At 72.8% G+C, this 18,036-nt stretch carries 12 protein-coding genes; 5 read left to right on the top strand and 7 right to left on the bottom strand.

Annotated features, from left to right (window positions below):
• Positions 1 to 261: 261 nt before the first annotated feature.
• Positions 262 to 1,929, bottom strand: a complete 1,668-nt coding sequence (locus ACFP3U_RS06075; RefSeq protein WP_380224150.1) for a C40 family peptidase — start codon at positions 1,927 to 1,929, stop codon at positions 262 to 264.
• A gap of 334 nt (positions 1,930 to 2,263) precedes the next feature.
• On the opposite strand from ACFP3U_RS06075, the gene ACFP3U_RS06070 reads away from it, so the two are divergent.
• Together ACFP3U_RS06070 and ACFP3U_RS06065 are read left to right on the top strand one after the other, a co-directional pair.
• Positions 2,264 to 3,448, top strand: coding sequence for an inorganic phosphate transporter (locus ACFP3U_RS06070; protein ID WP_380224149.1), 1,185 nt, complete (start codon positions 2,264 to 2,266; stop codon positions 3,446 to 3,448).
• Between the two features lie 29 nt (positions 3,449 to 3,477).
• Positions 3,478 to 3,732 (top strand): hypothetical protein, encoded by a 255-nt coding sequence (locus tag ACFP3U_RS06065; protein WP_380224148.1) that lies wholly within the window; start codon positions 3,478 to 3,480, stop codon positions 3,730 to 3,732.
• A 92-nt stretch (positions 3,733 to 3,824) separates the two neighbouring features.
• On the opposite strand, the gene ACFP3U_RS06060 is transcribed toward ACFP3U_RS06065, so the two are convergent.
• From ACFP3U_RS06060 to ACFP3U_RS06035, 6 genes are all read right to left on the bottom strand, one after another.
• Positions 3,825 to 5,318: an MDR family MFS transporter gene (locus ACFP3U_RS06060; RefSeq protein ID WP_465261955.1), complete on the bottom strand. Its 1,494-nt coding sequence runs from the start codon at positions 5,316 to 5,318 to the stop codon at positions 3,825 to 3,827.
• A 191-nt stretch (positions 5,319 to 5,509) separates the two neighbouring features.
• A complete protein-coding gene (locus tag ACFP3U_RS06055) occupies positions 5,510 to 5,971 on the bottom strand; it encodes a MarR family winged helix-turn-helix transcriptional regulator (protein WP_380224146.1) in 462 nt (153 codons plus the stop codon).
• Between the two features lie 36 nt (positions 5,972 to 6,007).
• The gene (locus tag ACFP3U_RS06050) at positions 6,008 to 7,222 is read right to left on the bottom strand and encodes an ROK family protein (protein ID WP_380224145.1); all 1,215 of its coding nucleotides are present in this window, start codon (positions 7,220 to 7,222) and stop codon (positions 6,008 to 6,010) included.
• The gene (locus ACFP3U_RS06045; protein WP_380224144.1) at positions 7,215 to 7,778 is read right to left on the bottom strand and encodes a GtrA family protein; all 564 of its coding nucleotides are present in this window, start codon (positions 7,776 to 7,778) and stop codon (positions 7,215 to 7,217) included. The genes ACFP3U_RS06050 and ACFP3U_RS06045 overlap by 8 nt, the downstream gene beginning before the upstream one ends.
• A gap of 108 nt (positions 7,779 to 7,886) precedes the next feature.
• The gene (gene lon / locus ACFP3U_RS06040) at positions 7,887 to 10,337 is read right to left on the bottom strand and encodes an endopeptidase La (protein ID WP_380224143.1); all 2,451 of its coding nucleotides are present in this window, start codon (positions 10,335 to 10,337) and stop codon (positions 7,887 to 7,889) included.
• Positions 10,338 to 10,537: 200 nt separating this feature from the next.
• Positions 10,538 to 11,332: a rhomboid-like protein gene (locus tag ACFP3U_RS06035; RefSeq protein ID WP_380224142.1), complete on the bottom strand. Its 795-nt coding sequence runs from the start codon at positions 11,330 to 11,332 to the stop codon at positions 10,538 to 10,540.
• A 550-nt stretch (positions 11,333 to 11,882) separates the two neighbouring features.
• Between ACFP3U_RS06035 and ACFP3U_RS06030 the strand changes: the two genes are divergently transcribed.
• From ACFP3U_RS06030 to ACFP3U_RS06020, 3 genes are all read left to right on the top strand, one after another.
• On the top strand, positions 11,883 to 12,620 hold the full coding sequence (locus ACFP3U_RS06030) for a response regulator transcription factor (protein WP_380224141.1): 738 nt from the start codon (positions 11,883 to 11,885) through the stop codon (positions 12,618 to 12,620).
• An 89-nt stretch (positions 12,621 to 12,709) separates the two neighbouring features.
• Positions 12,710 to 13,840: a HAMP domain-containing sensor histidine kinase gene (locus ACFP3U_RS06025; RefSeq protein ID WP_030309154.1), complete on the top strand. Its 1,131-nt coding sequence runs from the start codon at positions 12,710 to 12,712 to the stop codon at positions 13,838 to 13,840.
• 322 nt (positions 13,841 to 14,162) lie between these two features.
• A complete protein-coding gene (locus ACFP3U_RS06020) occupies positions 14,163 to 17,930 on the top strand; it encodes a multifunctional oxoglutarate decarboxylase/oxoglutarate dehydrogenase thiamine pyrophosphate-binding subunit/dihydrolipoyllysine-residue succinyltransferase subunit (RefSeq protein ID WP_380224140.1) in 3,768 nt (1,255 codons plus the stop codon).
• Positions 17,931 to 18,036: the final 106 nt, after the last annotated feature.

The following is an 18,036-nucleotide window of genomic DNA, read 5'->3' as shown; positions in this document are numbered from 1 at the left end:
GCAAGGTCGTCTGGTTCGAACTGGACTTCGCCGCGTGAACGCCCCCATCGGCCCCACGACAAGATCCTCCGCACCTACACCGAACCCGAAGTGACCTCCCTCCTCCGCGAACTCCACGAACGGGCTACCGATCTGTGAGGCATCCGGTCCTGGGAATTCCGCGCCACTAAAGGCAGGACACCGCCAAGCAGCAGCGGGGCCGGGGAAGGCGAGGAGGGCGGTGCTTCGAGAGAGTTCTCGAAGCACCGCCCTCCTCGTGGGTCAGTGCTGGGTGGGCGGGAGGGTGCCCGTGCTGGTGCCGGAGGCCGTCGCGGAGGCGGTGCCGGAGACGGTAGCCGCGGCGGAGCTGGAGCCGGAGGCGGTGGGCGAGCCGGTGCCGGTCGGGGTCGAGGTTGGGGTGCCCGTCGGGGTCCCGGTGGGGGTGCCGGTCGGCGTGCCGGTCGGCGTCCCCGTCGGCGTCGGGGTGCCGGTGGGCGTACCAGTGGGCGTGGGCGTACCGGTCGGCGTCCCCGTGGGGGTACCGGTCGGCGTTCCGGTGGCGGACGGCTCGGGCGTGCCCGGAGTGGTCGGCGTAGTCGCCGGGGTGCCCGGGACCGCCGGCACGACCGGGGGGACCACGGTGCCCTCGGGAAGCGGCGGCTGGTTGAGCGGGCTGGACGCGATCGGGGTGACCGCGTCCCAGCCGGCCGGCAGCTCCGGCACCTTCCAGGCGCCGCCCGCCTCGTCGGCCGTGCCGTCCGGGTCGGGCCGGACGGCGCCGAGGATCGGGTTGGCCCCGATCGGCCCGACCTTGACGTACGAGCCCGGCCGCGGCGCGTGCACGACCAGCCCGCCGCCGATGTACATCGCGACGTGCGTGGCGCCCTCGAAGTAGATGACCAGGTCACCGGGCCGCAGCTGGTTGAGCGGGATGTGCTGGAGCTGGGCCCACTGCTCCTGGCTGGTGCGCGGGATCGGCTTGCCGGCGTGCAGCCAGGCCTGCGAGGTGAGCCCGGAGCAGTCGAAGGCGTCCGGACCGGAGCCGCCCCACAGGTACGGCTTGCCCAACTGCGCGAGCGCGAAGGCGACGGCGGCCCGGCCGGCCAGCGAGGGGGTGCGCTCGTCCTTGCCGAGCACGCCGGTGGCGAGGAAGGCCAACTGCGCCTCGTCGGCCTTGGCCTTCTCGACCTGCTCCAGCTCGGCGCGCTGGGCGCCGGTGAGCGAGGAGACCAGCTGTTCGACGGCGGCGAGGTCGGCGGCGACCTTGGCCTTGGCGGTGTCCTGCTGGGTGACCAGGGTCTGCGAGGTGGCGAGGGCCTCCTCGTTCTGCTTCTTCAGCCCGCCCAGGGTGTCGCGGTCGGCGGTCAGCTTGTTGAGGAACTCGGACTGCGAGCGGCTGGCGACGGCGAGCAGCTCGGCGATGGTGACGGCCTCGTACGGGTCCTTGGAGAGCAGCAGCTCCGCGTAGGCGGAGGCGGAGCCGTTGCGGTACTGGGCGGCGGCGAGCTGGGCGGCGATGTCGGTGCCGGCGTCGACCTGCTTCTCCTGGCGCTCCAGCCTGGACTTGAGCTCGGCGAGCGAGGCCTGCTGCTCGGTGACCTTGGCGACGGCCGCGTTGTACTGCTCGGTGGCGGCCTCGGCGCCCTGGTAGAGCGCGTGCAGCTGGTCGAGCAGCGGGCCGAGGGTGGCCTTGGCGGCGGCGAGCGGGTCGCCGCCGGGGTCGGCGACAGGCGCACCGGCCGTGCCGGGCACACCGGGCGCGGTGGCGCCGGGGGTCGGCTGGGCCGGGTCGGCCCAGGCCTGGCCGACGGCCAGCGGCAGCGAGAGCGCGGCGGCCGCGAGGACGGCTCCGCAGCGCAACGCGGCCCGCACCCAGGCCGGCCGTCTGCCCCCGTGGAGGCCCGGGTTCCGCCCGTCCGTCAGCTCCGCACGCCGCACTGCCCCGCCCATGGTCCCGTCCTCCCCGTCCGCCCGCGTTCCGGGGTCCCCGGACCTCCGCAGATCCTGTCACGGGTTACTCGCCGGAAACAGACCGCACCCGGACGGCCCGATGAATTTTTCCCGCCGGCTGTGAGAGAGGTCTCACCAAAAGGGGCGAACCGGACGGATCTCCACTAATGTCCAGCTCGGAGCGGCCCACGACACCCATCAGAAAGCTCCCGGCAACCCCTCGGACACCCTCGGAACCATGATTCCGACGCCCGTTTACCTTCCGTTCACCAAGCATCCCTACCGTCGCGCCTGAAGCCAACATCAGTGCGACAACTACGACGATTGTTTGGGTATGGAACACATCTCGTTCCTGGTGGCCGTTGTGATCATCACGGCGCTCGCCTTCGACTTCACCAACGGGTTCCACGACACCGCCAACGCGATGGCCACCTCCATCGCCACCGGGGCCCTCCAGCCGAAGGTCGCGGTCACCATCGCGGCCGTCCTCAACTTCGCGGGCGCGTTCCTCTCCGTGAAGGTCGCCACCACCATCTCCGGCGGCATCGTCAACGAGAAGGCGGGCATCCACCCGGAGATCATCTTCGCCGCACTGGCCGGAGCCATCCTCTGGAACCTGCTGACCTGGCTGCGCGGCCTGCCGTCGAGCTCCTCGCACGCGCTCTACGGCGGACTGATCGGCGCCACCGTGGTCGGCGTCGGCGTCAACGGCGTCAACTTCGACACCGTCGTCAGCAAGATCCTCATCCCGGCCGTCGCCTCCCCGCTGGTGGCCGGCCTGGCCGCCTGGGGCGCCACCAAGCTCGCCTTCGCGATCACCCGCAAGAGCAACGACGAGACGGTCGGCAAGGGCTTCCGCACCGGCCAGATCTTCTCCTCCTCGCTGATCTCGCTGGCGCACGGCACCAACGACGCCCAGAAGACGATGGGCATCATCACCCTGACCCTGGTCTCGGTCGGCGCCCTGCCGAAGGGCGCGCTGCCCCCCATCTGGGTCATCGTCACGGCCGGTGCCGCGATCGCGCTCGGCACCTACATGGGCGGCTGGCGGATCATCCGCTCGATGGGCAAGGGCCTGGCGGACATCACCCCGCGCCAGGGCTTCGCCTCCGAGTCGGCCGCCGCGACGGTCATCCTGACCTCCTCGCACATGGGCTTCGGCCTCTCCACCACCCAGGTCTGCTCCGGCGGCATCATGGGCGCCGGCCTCGGCGGCCCGAAGTGCGAGCTGCGCTGGGGCATGGTCCGCCGCATGGTGTACACCTGGGGCCTGACCCTGCCCGCCGCCGCCACGGTGGGCGGACTCGCGGCCTTCCTGGCCGAGCAGGGCAACTGGGGCGTGGCGCTGGTCGGCGTCGCCCTGGTGGCCGGTTCGGGCGCGATGTGGCTCATCTCGCGCCGCCAGCCGATCGACGCGGACAACGTCAACGACCACCTCGCCGACGTCACCCCGGTCGAGGTCGACCCGGCCGCCGCGCCCGCCACTCCGACCCCCGCCTCGACCACGGTCGCGGCCTGATCGCCGCCGGCTGAGGAGCTCGAAACACCATGCACATCAAGTGGAACGCCCTGGCCCAGACCGCCGGAGTCAGCTTCGGCGTCACCGTCGCCGTGGTCGCCGTCTTCGCGCTCGGCATCCTGGCCCTCTCCCGCCGCGAGGCCTCGCTCACCGCGCAGCGCGAGGCGGCCGGCCCGAACGCCCCGGCGAACGGCGGGCGGCTGGCCCTGGCCGGCGCCTACGCCTGCTTCGCCGTCTGCGGCGCGGCCGTCCTCTACGGGCTGTCGCTGATCGCGGGCAAGTAGCCCCCGTCGGCGAAAACCGACGAACGCCGGAGGGCCGGGAGTGGATCACCACTCCCGGCCCTCCGGCGTTCCCAACAAACCCACGGCCCGCGTCAGTTCTGGCCGGTGCGCAGCACGGTCTCCCGGATGAACAGCACCGTGACGAAGGCCAGCAGCGCGAACGGCGCCGCGGTCAGGAACACCACGCCCACCCCGTGCCCGAAGGCGTCGGTGACCAGCGGCACCAGCGGCGCGGGCAGCCCGTGCAGGTCCGGGATGCCGCCGCCGAGGGCGCCGCCGCCCGCCGGGACGTGCGCGGCGGCCAGGTTCTCGGTGAGGTAGTGGCCGACCCGGTTGTTCATCAGCGCGCCGAGCGCGGAGACGCCCATCGCGCCGCCCATGGTGCGGAAGAAGGTGACCACCGAGCTGGCCGCGCCGAGTTCGGCCTGCGGCACGGTGTTCTGGACGGCGAGGACGAGGTTCTGCATGGTGAGGCCGAGGCCGAGGCCGGTGATCGCCATGTGGACGCAGAGCAGCCCGTAGGGGGTGTCGGCCCGGACGGTGCCGAGCAGGCCGAAGCCGACGGCGAGCAGCAGCGTGCCGGCGACCAGGTAGGCCTTCCACCGGCCGTACTTGGTGATCAGCCGGCCGGCGACGGTGGAGGAGACGGCCAGGCCGAGCATCATCGGCAGGGTCATCAGGCCGGCCACGGTCGGGGACTCGTCCCGGGCGAGCTGGAAGTACTGGCTGAGGAAGGTGGTCGCGCCGTACATCCCGATCCCGACCAGGACGCTGGCCAGCGCGGACAGGGTGACCGTCCGGTGCCGGAACAGGTGCGGCGGGATGATCGGCTCGGCGGCGCGGCGCTCCACCAGGACGGCGAGGGCGCCGAGCAGCAGGCCGCCGCCGGCCAGGGCCGCGGACTGCCAGGAGAGCCAGGGGTAGTTCTTGCCGGCCAGGGTGATCCAGATCATCAGCAGGCTGACCGCGCCGGTGATCACCAGCGCGCCGAGGTAGTCGATCTTCACCGGGCGGCGGACCACCGGCAGCTTCAGGGTGCGCTGCAGCACCAGGATCGCGGCCAGCGAGAACGGGACGCCGACGTAGAAGCACCAGCGCCAGCCGAGCCAGGAGGTGTCCACGATGACGCCGCCGATCAGCGGGCCGCCGATGGTGGCCAGTGCGAAGACGGCGCCGAAGTAGCCGCTGTACCGGCCGCGCTCGCGCGGCGGGACCATCGCCGCGAGGCAGATCTGGGCGAGCGCCGTGACACCGCCGACGCCGATGCCCTGGAGGGCGCGGCAGGCGATCAGCTGGCCGATGTTCTGGGAGAGGCCGGCCAGCGCGGAGGAGGCGATGTAGATGACCAGCGCGATCTGCAGCAGCAGCTTCTTGCTGGCGAGGTCGGAGAGCTTGCCCCAGATCGGGGTGGAGGCGGTGAGGGTGAGCAGGGTCGCGGTGATCACCCAGGTGTAGGCGGACTGTCCGCCGTGCAGGTCGGTGAGGATCCGCGGCAGCGCGTTGGAGACGACGGTCGACGAGAGCACGGCGACGAAGAGGCCGAGCAGCAGGCCGGAGAGCGCCTCCATCACCTGCCGGTGCGTCATCGGGCGGTCGGTCGTGGCGGCGGCGGCTCCGGTCGGGACGGCGGGGGTGGCGGTGACGGTCATCGAGGTCCTTCGAAATAGTTGCCTGAAGCAACCATAAGCAGAGATGGTTGACTTGGGCAACATTCTTCAAGAGCAAGTAAAGCCCGGACCGAACCCGGCCCGGGCCCTTCCATCCCCCGCCGCACCGCTCAGACGGCCGACACCGCCGCGTCACCCACCACGTCGTTGAAGCGGTGCAGCAGCTCGGCGAAGCGGACCACGTCCTCCTCCGACCAGCTGTCCATCAGCTCCCGCACCCGGGCCATCCGGGCCTCCCGGGCGGCCAGGAACCGCCGCCGCCCGTCCTCGGTGAGCGAGACCAGCGCCGAACGGCGGTCCAGCGGGTCCGCCTCCCGGGCCAGCAGGCCCAGCTCCTCCAGCGCCCGGATCTGCCGGCTGATCGTCGCCTTGCCGACCGCGAAGTGCACCCCGACGTCGGTCACCCGCACCGGCCCGGCCTGCTCGATGTGGCCCAGCAGGCTGTACGCCATGCCCTCCAGCTGCGGATGGACCCGCCGGGACAGCTCGGCCACCCGGGCCCGGCCGCGCCGGAACAGCACCCCGACCTCGCGCTCCACGGCCAGCAGGGGCTCCTCGTTCGGCACACTCACCGCGCCAGTATCCCGCAGCGGGCCCGGGCCGGGCCCTCAGGCCTCCAGCCGCCCCGGGTCGGCGAGCACCGCGCGGACCACGCCGACCGCAGCCCCCAGCAGGGGGCCGCGGCGGCCCAGCCGGGAGACCGTCAGCCGGTCGTCCGCCCAGGGGCGGACGGTCACCCGGGCGGCCAGCTCGGCCCGCATCGCGGGCAGCAGCCAGGGGGCCAGCTGCGCGTACCCGCCGCCCAGCACCACCTCGGCGGGGTCCAGCAGGTTGACCGCCCCCGCCGAGGCGATCCCCAGCGCGGCGCCGGCCCCGGCGAGCGCGTCCCGCACCTCCTCGTCCCCGGCCTCGGCCCGCTCGGCGAGCAGCGCCACCCAGTCGCCCCGGATGCCCTCGAGACCGGCGGCGCGCAGCACCGCCGCCTCCCCCGCGTACTGCTCCAGGCAACCGCGCGCCCCACAGGCACAGCGCGGCCCGTCCGGACGCACCGGGACGTGGCCCAGCTCGCCCGCGTAGCCGTCCGCGCCGCGCAGCAGCCGGCCCTCGACGACGATCGCCGAGCCGATCCCGGCCTCGGCGGAGACGTGCAGGAAGTGCGCCGGACCGCCGCCCAGCCAGAGCTCGGCGAGGCCGCCGAGGTTGGCCTCGTTGTCGGCCCGCAGCGGCAGTTCGGCGAGTTCCCCGGCGTCGGCGGCGCGCAGCGCGAGCCGCAGTTCGGCGGCGAGCGGCACGTCCTGCCAGCCCAGGTTGGCGGCCCGCTGGAGCAGCGCGCCGTCGGCCCCGACGAGTCCGGGCACCGCCAGCGTCAGCCCGGCCGGGCGCAGTCCGGACTCGGTGGTGGCCCGGTGGAGCAGTGCGGCGAGGTCGGCCATGACGGCGGCGGGCCGCCGGTCCCGGTTGCGGACCTCCTGGCGGCGCCAGGCGCGGACCTCCCCGCGCAGGTCGACCACGCAGGCGCCCAGGTGCTCCACCCCGATCTCGGCGCCGAGGCCGCCGAGGCCGTTCCGGTTGAGGCCGAGCGCGGTGCCGGGCCGGCCGACCTTGCCGCTGGGCGCGGCCGGGCCCTCCGCGACCACCAGCCCGGCCGCGATCAGCTCCTCGGTGAGCGAGGAGACCGCGGCCCTGGTCAGCCCGGTCTCGGCGGCCACCTCGGCGCGGGAGCGCGCGGCGCTCGCGATGACGCCGAGCACCAGCGCCAGATTGGCCCGGCGCATCCCCTGCTGGCTCGCCGGCCCCGTCCCGAAGCCGTCCGTCTCACGCATCGCCCTCACCCGCTCCGGCTTCCACTGACCGCACCTGTGAGCCCAGGACCGCCGGTCCCGGTGGGAGCGGCTCCGCTCCGCCCCGCCCGGTGAAGACCCAGCGTTGCATGGCCCAGAAGCGGAACAGCATCGCCACGAAGGTGCCCAGCACCATCCCGCTCAGGAAGTCGGCCACCTCCTGGGCGACCGGGCCGACCCAGGGCTCGCGCAGGTTCAGCAGGTAGCGGGAGGCGATCAGCGGCAGGTCGTTGACGGCGATCGCGACGGCGCTCACCAGGACGAAGAGCAGCGGTTCGCGCCGCCGCCAGGCGGAGCGGAAGCACCACCGCCGGTTGAGTACGTAGGAGACGGTGGTGGCCACCACGGTGGCCAGGGTGAGCGCCGCCACCGGCTTGCGCTCCAGCACGGTGAACCGCAGCCCGTAGTTGATCAGCACGGTCAGCGCGAAGCAGCCGTTGCCGATCAGCAGGAACTTCACCAGCCGCCGGTGCCGGACCAGGGCCGGGCGGAGCCGGACCGGCACCCGGGCCAGGACGCGCTGGGTGAGGGAGGGCACCCTTCGCAGTCTGGCACGGAGCACGGAGCCCGTCCCGTCCGGCGAACCGGACGGGACGGGACCGGATGACACCGGACGGGTCGGGCCGCGGCCCCCGCCCCCGCCGGGTCAGGCGACGGCGGCCAGCACCTCGGCCGGCTCCAGGGCCAGCTTCAGCACCTCCCGGACGTCCGCGACCGGGTGCACGGTCAGCCGCTCCAGCACCTCGGCCGGGACGTCGTCCAGGTCGGGCTCGTTGCGCCGCGGGATGATCACCGTGGTGACCCCGGCCCGGTCGGCGGCGAGCAGCTTCTGCTTCACCCCGCCGATCGGCAGCACCCGCCCGGTCAGCGACACCTCACCGGTCATCGCCACGTCCGTGCGCACCTTGCGCCCGGAGAGCAGCGAGGCCAGCGCCGTGGTCATGGTGATGCCGGCGCTCGGACCGTCCTTGGGGATGGCGCCGGCCGGGATGTGCAGGTGCACGCCGCGGTCGCGCAGCGAGGTGACCGGCAGCTCCAGCTCGGCGCCGCGCGAGCGCAGGTAGGAGAGCGCGATGTGCGCGGACTCCTTCATGACGTCGCCCAGCTGGCCGGTCAGGGTCAGCCCGGTGCCGCCGGTCTCGGCGTCGGCGAGCGAGGCCTCGATGAAGAGGACGTCGCCGCCGGCCCCGGTGACCGCCAGGCCGGTGGCCACGCCGGGCACCGCGGTGCGCCGCTCGGCGGGCTCCTGGGCCGCCTCCGGGACGTGGTGCGGCCGGCCGATCAGGGCGCGCAGGTCCTCGGCGCCGACCGCGGCGGGCAGCTCGCGCTCGCCCAGCTCGCTCTGTGCGGCGATCTTGCGCAGCACCCGGGCGATCGACCGTTCGAGGTTGCGGACGCCGGCCTCGCGGGTGTACTCGCCGGCCAGCTTCCGCAGCGCCGGCTCGTCGACCGCGACCTCCTCGCCCTTGAGCCCGGCCTTCTCCAGCTGGCGCGGGAGCAGGTGGTCGCGGGCGATGACGACCTTCTCGTCCTCGGTGTAGCCGTCCAGGCGGACCAGCTCCATCCGGTCGAGCAGCGGCTCGGGGATGGCCTCCAGCACGTTGGCGGTGGCGAGGAAGACCACGTCGGAGAGGTCCAGCTCGACCTCCAGGTAGTGGTCCCGGAAGGTGTGGTTCTGTGCCGGGTCGAGCACCTCCAGGAGGGCGGCCGCCGGGTCGCCCCGGTAGTCGGAGCCGACCTTGTCGATCTCGTCCAGCAGGACGACCGGGTTCATCGAGCCGGCCTCCTTGATGGCGCGGACCAGCCGGCCGGGCAGCGCGCCGACGTAGGTGCGCCGGTGGCCGCGGATCTCCGCCTCGTCCCGGACGCCGCCGAGCGCGACCCGGACGAAGTTGCGGCCCATGGCGCGGGCCACCGACTCGCCGAGCGAGGTCTTGCCGACCCCGGGCGGGCCGACCAGCGCGAGCACCGCCCCGCCCGCCCGTCGCCCGCCGCCACCCTTCTTGGGAAGGGCTTCGCCCTGCCCCTCCTGATGCCCGCCGACCTGCCCGAACCCCTGCTCGGCCCGGCGCTTGCGGACGGCCAGGTACTCGACGATGCGCTCCTTCACGTCGGTCAGGCCGGCGTGGTCGGCGTCCAGCACCGCGCGGGCGCCGGCGATGTCGTAGGAGTCCTCGGTGCGCTCGCTCCAGGGCAGCTCCAGGACGGTGTCCAGCCAGGTGCGGATCCAGGAGCCCTCGGGCGACTGGTCGCTGGCCCGCTCCAGCTTGTCGACCTCCTTGAGGGCGGCCTCGCGGACCGCCGCCGGCAGGTCGGCGGCCTCGACCCGGGCGCGGTAGTCGCCCTCCTCGTCGGCCGGGTCGCCGTTCAGCTCGGCCAGCTCCTTGCGGACGGCCTCCAGCTGGCGGCGGAGCAGGAACTCCTTCTGCTGCTTGGCCACGCCCTCCTCGACGTCCTTGCGGATGGTGTCGTTGACCTCCTCCTCCGCGAGGTGGTCGCGGAGCAGGCCGAGCGCGTACTCCAGTCGGGCGACCTGGTCGGCCTCCAGCAGCACCTTGAGCTTCTGCTCGGCGGTGACGAAGGGCGCGTAGCCGATGTTGTCGGCGAGCTCGCCGACGCCCTCGATGGCGGCCACCCGGTCGACGATCTGCCAGGCGCCGCGCCGGCGCAGCCACTGGGTGGAGAGGCTCTTGTACTCCTTGACCAGCTCGGCGGCCCGGCCGGCCACCGGGGTGCCGACCGAGGACTCCCGGAACGGCGTGGTCTCCACCCAGAGCGCGGCGCCGGGCCCGGTGGTGCCGACGCCGATGCGCACCCGGCGGACGGCGCGGACCAGCGCGGCCGGGTCGCCGTCGGCCAGCCGGCCGACCTGCTCGACGGTGGCGAGGGTGCCGGCCGCCGCGTACGAGCCGTCCACCCGCGGGACCAGCAGGACCTGGGGCTTGCCGGTGCTGCCGGTGGCGGCGGCGCGCGCGGCCTCGACGGCGGCGCGGACCTCGGTGTCCTGCAGGTCCAGCGGCACGACCATGCCCGGCAGGACGACCTCGTCGTCGAGCGGCAGCACGGGCAGGGTGAGCGGTGTGGACGTCGATGCCATGATCTCTCCCCAGTCAGTGAACTTGAGTCGATCTGACTAAAGGCTCGGCGGGCGCCGGATGTTCCCCGTCCACCGTTCGCCGTGAGCGAACGCGAGGGGGCCCCGGCGGGCCTGTCAAAAAGGGGCCTCGACGCGGGCCGGGAGCCAGCCGGGAGCGGGCCGGGAGCCGGCCGGCCGCCGTCGGAACCGGTCCGGCGCCGTCAGAACCGGTCCAGCACCGCGGTCCGCCCGCGCCCGCGCGCGGACCCGGGCGCCGCCGCGGGCCGGGAGCGCTCGGCGGGCAGTCCGACCCGGGTGCGGCGCGGCCGGTGCCCGTCCCAGCGGCGCAGCCACCGCCACAGCGCCACCCCGACCAGCAGCGCCGCCGGGTGGCCGACCCCGGTGACGAGGTCCCGGTCGGTGGCGATCTGGTCGGCGATCATGGCCGCGGCCGGCGCGAGCACCGCCGCCCGCCCGGCCGGCCGGAGCAGCCCGGCCAGCGCGCCGAGGCTGGCCAGCACGCCGTAGCTGACCCCGATGTCCAGGTGGTCCATCGCGGCCGGCTCCAGCCGCCCGGTCTCCACCCCGACGACGACCACGCCCTGGGAGAGCAGGGTGGCGGTGACGTGCCCGGCGGCGAAGACGGCCGCCGCCCGGGCGGGGCCGACCCGGCGCTCCAGCGGCGCGACGGTGAAGGCGAAGGCCCACAGATAGGGGATCCAGACCGGGCCGGCCACCCAGAAGCCGCTGAACAGCAGCGCGCGCAGCGGGTGCTGCAACAGGTTGTGCCCGTCCGAACTGGAGGCCTCCTGGAGCCGGAGCACGAGCTCCGGGTCGGCCAGCCCGGCGAAGGTGGTGGTCGCGCCGACCACGGCGAGGTAGCCGAGCGCGAAGGGATTGCGCCGCGGGGTCGGCACCCACGCCAGCGCCCGGTCGACCACGCCGGCCCGCAGGCCGAGCCGGTACATCCCGTACGGCGGCCCGCCACGCCCGGCGTACGCCTGCCGATCCGTCATGTCGCCTCCGCTCCACCGCTCGCAGCCGTCACCCCGCGTGCGTCCAACGTACCGGCGCGTACCGAAAGTCCCACCCTCCGCGATTTGTCGTGGCCACGGTACGTCCGGTGTCTGGGAGCCGGCTGGGAGAACGCCGTGAGAATCCGGGGTTTGACCGGCCCCGAATTGGTACGGACCTACCCTCCTCCTTCACACCCCCATCCCCCCTGACCGGCGGCTTGGCGTCAACTCAGGTGCATACGTACCGTTACACAGTGAAAAAACGCCGGGTAAGGTATCGGCCCGTGCCCACCTTCCGGTGGGCCCGACAACCGGCTTGACAGGCCGGTTCGTGGGCCGGAAATGTCCGGTCCACCTGCCGGGAATCGCCCGCTGTCCGTACGCTGCGAGGTGCACGGGAGACGGAGAGCGGCACACGCCCTCGCCGGACCCCGCGCACGCGACGGGACGGCGGACCCGGCACAGTCCACGACGGAACAAGACTACGAAGCGGAGCCTTCGCCATCCCCACAGGTGGCCGGCCCGCAGCCCTGGGGGCGGTGGCGTGACCGTGACAGAAATTCAGCAGGACAACCAGAGCACCGGCGGCACGGTGAGCAGCCAGCGCAGAGTGCTGGTGGTGGAGGACGAGCCCACCATCGCCGAGTCCATCGCGGCCCGGCTGGGCGCGGAGGGATTCAAGGTGGCCGTCGCGCACGACGGCCCGGGCGCCGTCGACGGCTTCCACACCTGGCAGCCCGACCTGGTCGTCCTCGACATCATGCTGCCCGGCTTCGACGGCCTGGAAGTGTGCCGCCGGATCCAGGCCCAGCGCCCGGTGCCGGTCCTGATGCTCACCGCGCGGGACGACGAGACGGACCTGCTGGTCGGCCTCGGCGTCGGTGCCGACGACTACATGACCAAGCCCTTCTCCATGCGCGAACTGGCCGCCCGGGTCAACGTGCTGCTGCGCCGCGTCGAGCGCGCCCAGCAGGCCGCCCGGACGCCCGCGTTGGGCAGCCTGCGGTTCGGCGAGCTGGAGATCGACCACGTGCAGCGCCGGGTCCGGCTGGCCTCGGGCGACGTCCACCTGACGCCGACCGAGTTCGACCTGCTCGCCTGCCTGGCCGCCCAGCCGCGCGCGGTGCTCACCCGCGAGCAGCTGCTGGCCGAGGTCTGGGACTGGACGGACGCGTCCGGCACCCGCACCGTCGACAGCCACGTCAAGGCGCTGCGCCGGAAGATCGGCGCCAGCTGGATCCGTACCGTCCACGGCGTCGGCTACGCGCTGGAGGCCCCGCTCTCGTAGCGCGGCGCTCCTTCGGACACCGGGCCGCCGGGGGGCCCGTGTCCCGAATCGCCGTGCTGCGGACCCACGCGGGGGATCACAGGGGACCAATGACCTTTCCACAGCAACGCAACGGGGACATCGACGGCAGTCGGCCGCCCACCCTGGCCGCCCGCGCCGCGAAACGGGTCTGGGCCGACATCCGGCCGCTCGACCCGGTCCGCTCCATCAAGGGCAAACTCGCCCTCCTGGTGATCGTCTCGGTCTTCCTGGCCACCGGCATGGTGGTCGTGGCGATCCGGTCCGAGACCCAGATCCGGATCATCATGATCTTCTCGATGATCGCCTCACTGCTCTTCATGCAGTTCCTCGCGCACGGGCTGACCGCCCCGCTGCGCGACATGACCGCCGCCGCCCGCGCGATGGCCTCCGGCGACTACAGCCGCCGGGTCGAGGTGAACTCGCGCGACGAGATCGGCGAGCTGGCCGCGACCTTCAACCAGATGGCGGCCGACCTGGAGGCCGCCGACCGGCACCGCCGCGAACTGGTCGCCAACGTCTCGCACGAGCTGCGCACGCCGATCGCCGCGCTGCGCGCCGTGCTGGAGAACGTGGTCGACGGCGTGGTCCAGCCCAACCCGGCGACCCTGGGCGCCGCGCTGGAGCAGACCGAGCGGCTCGGCCGGCTGGTCACCCACCTGCTCGACCTCTCCAAGATCGACGACGGCGTGGTCGACCTGGACGCGCGCCCCTTCGAGGTGCGCGAGTTCCTGGACGGCGTGCTGCGCGGGGTCACCGTGGACGGCGCCACGGCCGGCGGGGCGTTCTCCCGGCGCGGCGACGTCCGGCTCGCGCTGGAGGTGAGCCCGTCCGGGCTGACCGGCGTCGCCGACTCGGAACGGCTCCACCAGGTGGTCGCCAACCTGGTCGACAACGCCTGCAAGCACTCCCCGCCCGGCGGCACCGTGACCGTCCGCGCCAGGCCCGGCGAGGGGCCCGGCGCGCTGCTGCTGGAGGTCGAGGACGAGGGCCCCGGCATCCCGGCGGCGGACCGGACCAGGGTCTTCGAGCGGTTCGGCCGCAGCGGCACCGCGACCGCCGCCGGACCGGGCTCCGACGGCGGGACCGGCCTGGGCCTGGCCATCGCCCGCTGGGCGGTGGACCTGCACGGCGGGCGGATCGAGGTCGCCGAGGCCGAGCGCGGCTGCCGGATCGAGGTCCGGCTGCCCGGCCCGCGCTGAGCGCCGGGGCTGACCACCCGGGCTGACCACCCGGGCGGAGGTCCGGGCCTCGGAGGCGGATGTCACAGATCCGACACAGAGCCCCAGCTGAGGTCCGGACTACCCTTTGTCCCTATTCATCCACCTTTGGATGGCGATCGGAACCGGTCGGTTCCCCTTCGATCTGGGTTTCTAACGCACATTTTCAGCCAAACCGCAGGTCAGGACTGTGATCTGGGCGACGCCTGACCCCCGGGGACTGCGCGATCACTGGTCAGAGGCGTAGCCTTAATCCCCGCTGTCCAAACATCCCAAAAGGAAGCGGAAGAGGGCGGTTGCCGCCGTGTCGCCACAGTCCCATGAACACCCCAACAGCTCGGCAAGCTCCACTGGCTTCGGCCCCAATGAGTGGCTCGTCGACGAGATCTACCAGCAGTACCTCCAGGACCCGAACTCGGTCGACCGAGCCTGGTGGGACTTTTTCGCCGACTACAAGCCCGGTACCGAGGTGACCCCAGTGACCCAGGCCGCGACCCAGGTCGGCGCTACGCCGACCCCCGCCGCCGCCCCCGCGCCCGCCGCCGCTCCGGCCGTCCAGGCCCCCGCCGCACCGGCCGCGCCCGCGCCGGTGCAGCCCGCCCCGGTGCAGCCCGCCCCGGTGGCCGCCGCGCCGCTCGCCGCAGCTCCGGCCGCTCCGCCGGCCCCCAAGGCCGCCGCCCCGGTCGCCGCGCCCGCCGCCCAGAGCACCGGCCCCGAGCTGGTCCAGCTCCGCGGCCCGGCCAAGGCCGTCGCGACCAACATGGACGCCTCGCTGGAGGTGCCGACCGCCACCTCGGTCCGCGCCGTCCCGGCCAAGCTGTTGATCGACAACCGCATCGTCATCAACAACCACCTGCAGCGCGCCCGCGGTGGCAAGGTCTCCTTCACCCACCTGATCGGCTACGCCCTGGTCCAGGCCGTCAAGGCCTCCCCGGGCATGAACCACAGCTACAAGGTGGAGGACGGCAAGTCCTACCTGGTCAAGCCCGAGCACGTGAACCTCGGCCTGGCCATCGACCTGGTCAAGCCGAACGGCGACCGCCAGCTCGTCGTCGCGGCCATCAAGAAGGCCGAGACCCTCGACTTCTTCGGCTTCTGGCAGGCCTACGAGGACATCGTCCGCCGGGCCCGCGCCAACAAGCTGACCATGGACGACTTCACCGGTGTCACGGTCTCGCTGACCAACCCCGGCGGCATCGGCACCGTGCACTCCGTGCCGCGCCTGATGCAGAACCAGGGCACCATCGTCGGCGTCGGCGCCATGGAGTACCCGGCCGAGTTCCAGGGCTCCGCCCCGGAGACGCTGGCCCGCCTCGGCGTCTCCAAGATCATGACGCTGACCTCGACCTACGACCACCGCGTCATCCAGGGCGCGGCGTCCGGCGAGTTCCTGCGCACGATCCACCAGCTGCTGCTCGGCCAGAACGGCTTCTACGACGAGATCTTCGAGTCGCTGCGGATCCCGTACGAGCCGGTCCGCTGGGCCACCGACGTCGCCACCACCCACGACGACGAGGTCAACAAGACCGCCCGCGTCATGGAGCTGATCCACTCCTACCGGGTCCGCGGCCACCTCATGGCCGACACCGACCCGCTGGAGTACAAGCAGCGCAAGCACCCCGACCTGGACGTCGTCCAGCACGGCCTCACCCTGTGGGACCTGGAGCGCGAGTTCGCGGTCGGCGGCTTCGGCGGCCAGCGGATGATGAAGCTGCGCGACATCCTCGGCCTGCTGCGCAACACCTACTGCCGCACGGTCGGCATCGAGTACATGCACATCCAGGACCCGAAGCAGCGCAAGTGGCTGCAGGAGCGCCTGGAGAAGCCGTACACCAAGCCGGAGCGCGAGGAGCAGCTGCGCATCCTGCGCCGGCTGAACTCGGCCGAGGCCTTCGAGACCTTCCTGCAGACCAAGTACGTCGGGCAGAAGCGTTTCTCGCTGGAGGGCGGCGAGTCGCTCATCCCGCTGCTGGACGCGACCATCGACGCGGCGGCCGAGCACCGCCTGGACGAAGCCGTCATCGGCATGGCCCACCGCGGCCGCCTCAACGTGCTCGCCAACATCGTCGGCAAGCCGTACGGCAAGATCTTCGGCGAGTTCGAGGGCAACCTCGACCCGAAGTCGATGCACGGCTCCGGCGACGTGAAGTACCACCTCGGCTCCGAGGGCACCTTCACCGGCCTGGACGGCGAGACCATCAAGGTCTCGCTCGCCGCGAACCCCTCCCACCTGGAGGCCGTGGACCCGGTCGTCGAGGGCATCGTCCGCGCCAAGCAGGACGTCCTGGACCAGGGCGGCACGACCTTCCCGGTGCTGCCGATCCAGATCCACGGCGACGCGGCCTTCGCCGGCCAGGGCGTCGTCGCGGAGACCCTGAACATGTCGCAGCTGCGCGGCTACCGCACCGGCGGCACGATCCACCTGGTGGTCAACAACCAGGTCGGCTTCACCGCCGCGCCGGCGTCCTCGCGCTCCTCGATGTACTGCACCGACGTGGCCCGCATGATCGAGGCCCCGATCTTCCACGTGAACGGCGACGACCCGGAGGCCGTGGTCCGCGTCGCGCGGCTCGCCTTCGAGTTCCGCCAGGCGTTCCACAAGGACGTCGTGATCGACCTCATCTGCTACCGCCGCCGCGGTCACAACGAGGCCGACAACCCGTCGTTCACCCAGCCGCTGATGTACGACCTGATCGACAAGAAGCGCTCGGTGCGCAAGCTGTACACCGAAGGCCTGATCGGTCGCGGCGACATCACCATGGAAGAGGCGGAGCAGGCGCTCCAGGACTTCCAGGGCCAGCTGGAGAAGGTCTTCGCCGAGGTCCGCGACGCCGCCCAGGCGCCCGCCGCGGCCACCAACGGCAAGCCGGTCCCCGACTTCCCGGTCAACATCCAGACCGGCATCTCCCAGGAGATGGTCAAGCGGATCGCCGCCTCGCAGGTCAACCTGCCGGACTGGCTGACCGTCCACCCGCGCCTGCTGCCGCAGTTGCAGCGCCGCGCCGGCTCGGTCGAGGACAACACCATCGACTGGGCGATGGGCGAGACCCTCGCCATCGGCTCGCTGCTCATGGAGGGCCACCCGGTCCGCCTGGCCGGCCAGGACAGCCGCCGCGGCACCTTCGGCCAGCGGCACGCCGTCCTGATCGACCGGGCCACCGGCGAGGACTACACCCCGCTGCAGTACCTCACCGAGGACCAGGCCCGCTACACCGTGTACGACAGCCTGCTGTCCGAGTACGCGGCGATGGGCTTCGAGTACGGCTACTCGCTGACCCGCCCGAACGCGCTGGTCATGTGGGAGGCGCAGTTCGGCGACTTCGTCAACGGCGCGCAGACCATGGTGGACGAGTACATCGCCTCCGCCGAGCAGAAGTGGGGCCAGCACTCCGGCGTCACCCTGCTGCTGCCGCACGGCTACGAGGGCCAGGGCCCGGACCACTCGTCCGCCCGCCCGGAGCGCTTCCTCCAGCTGTGCGCGCAGAACAACATGACGGTCGCCATGCCGACCCTGCCGTCGAACTACTTCCACCTGCTCCGCTGGCAGGCGCACAACCCGCACCACAAGCCGCTGGTCGTCTTCACCCCGAAGTCGATGCTGCGTCTGAAGTCCGCGGCGAGCGCCACCGAGGAGTTCCTGTCCGGCTCCTTCCGCCCGGTCATCGGCGACACCACCGTCGACCCGGCGCAGGTCCGCAAGGTGGTCATCACCGCCGGCAAGTTCTACTACGACCTGGAGGCGGCCCGCACCGAGCGCGGCGTCACCGACACCGCGATCGTCCGGGTCGAGCGGCTCTACCCGCTGCCGGTGGCCGAGCTCCAGGAGGAGCTGGCCCGCTACGGCGACGACGTCCAGTTCATCTGGGCCCAGGAGGAGCCGGCCAACCAGGGTGGGTGGCCGTTCATCGCCATGAACCTGGTCGACCACCTGCAGGTCGTCATCGGCCGCAGCGCCGACGGCCCGCGGCTGCGCCGCGTCGCCCGCACGGCCTCCTCGGCCCCCGCGGTCGGCTCGGCCAAGCGCCACGGCGCCGAGCAGCAGGCGCTGCTCGACGAGGTCTACTCGCTCTGACGCACCGGCTCCCACCGGTCGCCCGCGCGAGCACGGCAACGGCCCCCCGCGTCCCTGGGATCCAGGGACGCGGGGGGCCGCCGTCGTTCCCGGAGGGGGCGCGCGC

Source organism: Kitasatospora misakiensis (assembly GCF_042656005.1).
Taxonomy (GTDB): Bacteria; Actinomycetota; Actinomycetes; order Streptomycetales; family Streptomycetaceae; genus Kitasatospora; species Kitasatospora misakiensis.
Note: the sequence above shows the minus strand (reverse complement) of the source record. Positions and strands in the feature narration are given on the sequence as shown.

Coding starts and splice junctions, on each gene's coding strand:
- lon (WP_380224143.1), bottom strand. CDS start 10,337: ATGGCATCGACGTCCACACCGCTCACCCTGCCCGTGCTGCCGCTCGAC.
- ACFP3U_RS06060 (WP_465261955.1), bottom strand. CDS start 5,318: ATGACGCACCGGCAGGTGATGGAGGCGCTCTCCGGCCTGCTGCTCGGC.
- ACFP3U_RS06035 (WP_380224142.1), bottom strand. CDS start 11,332: ATGACGGATCGGCAGGCGTACGCCGGGCGTGGCGGGCCGCCGTACGGG.
- ACFP3U_RS06050 (WP_380224145.1), bottom strand. CDS start 7,222: ATGCGTGAGACGGACGGCTTCGGGACGGGGCCGGCGAGCCAGCAGGGG.
- ACFP3U_RS06070 (WP_380224149.1), top strand. CDS start 2,264: ATGGAACACATCTCGTTCCTGGTGGCCGTTGTGATCATCACGGCGCTC.
- ACFP3U_RS06025 (WP_030309154.1), top strand. CDS start 12,710: ATGACCTTTCCACAGCAACGCAACGGGGACATCGACGGCAGTCGGCCG.
- ACFP3U_RS06065 (WP_380224148.1), top strand. CDS start 3,478: ATGCACATCAAGTGGAACGCCCTGGCCCAGACCGCCGGAGTCAGCTTC.
- ACFP3U_RS06075 (WP_380224150.1), bottom strand. CDS start 1,929: ATGGGCGGGGCAGTGCGGCGTGCGGAGCTGACGGACGGGCGGAACCCG.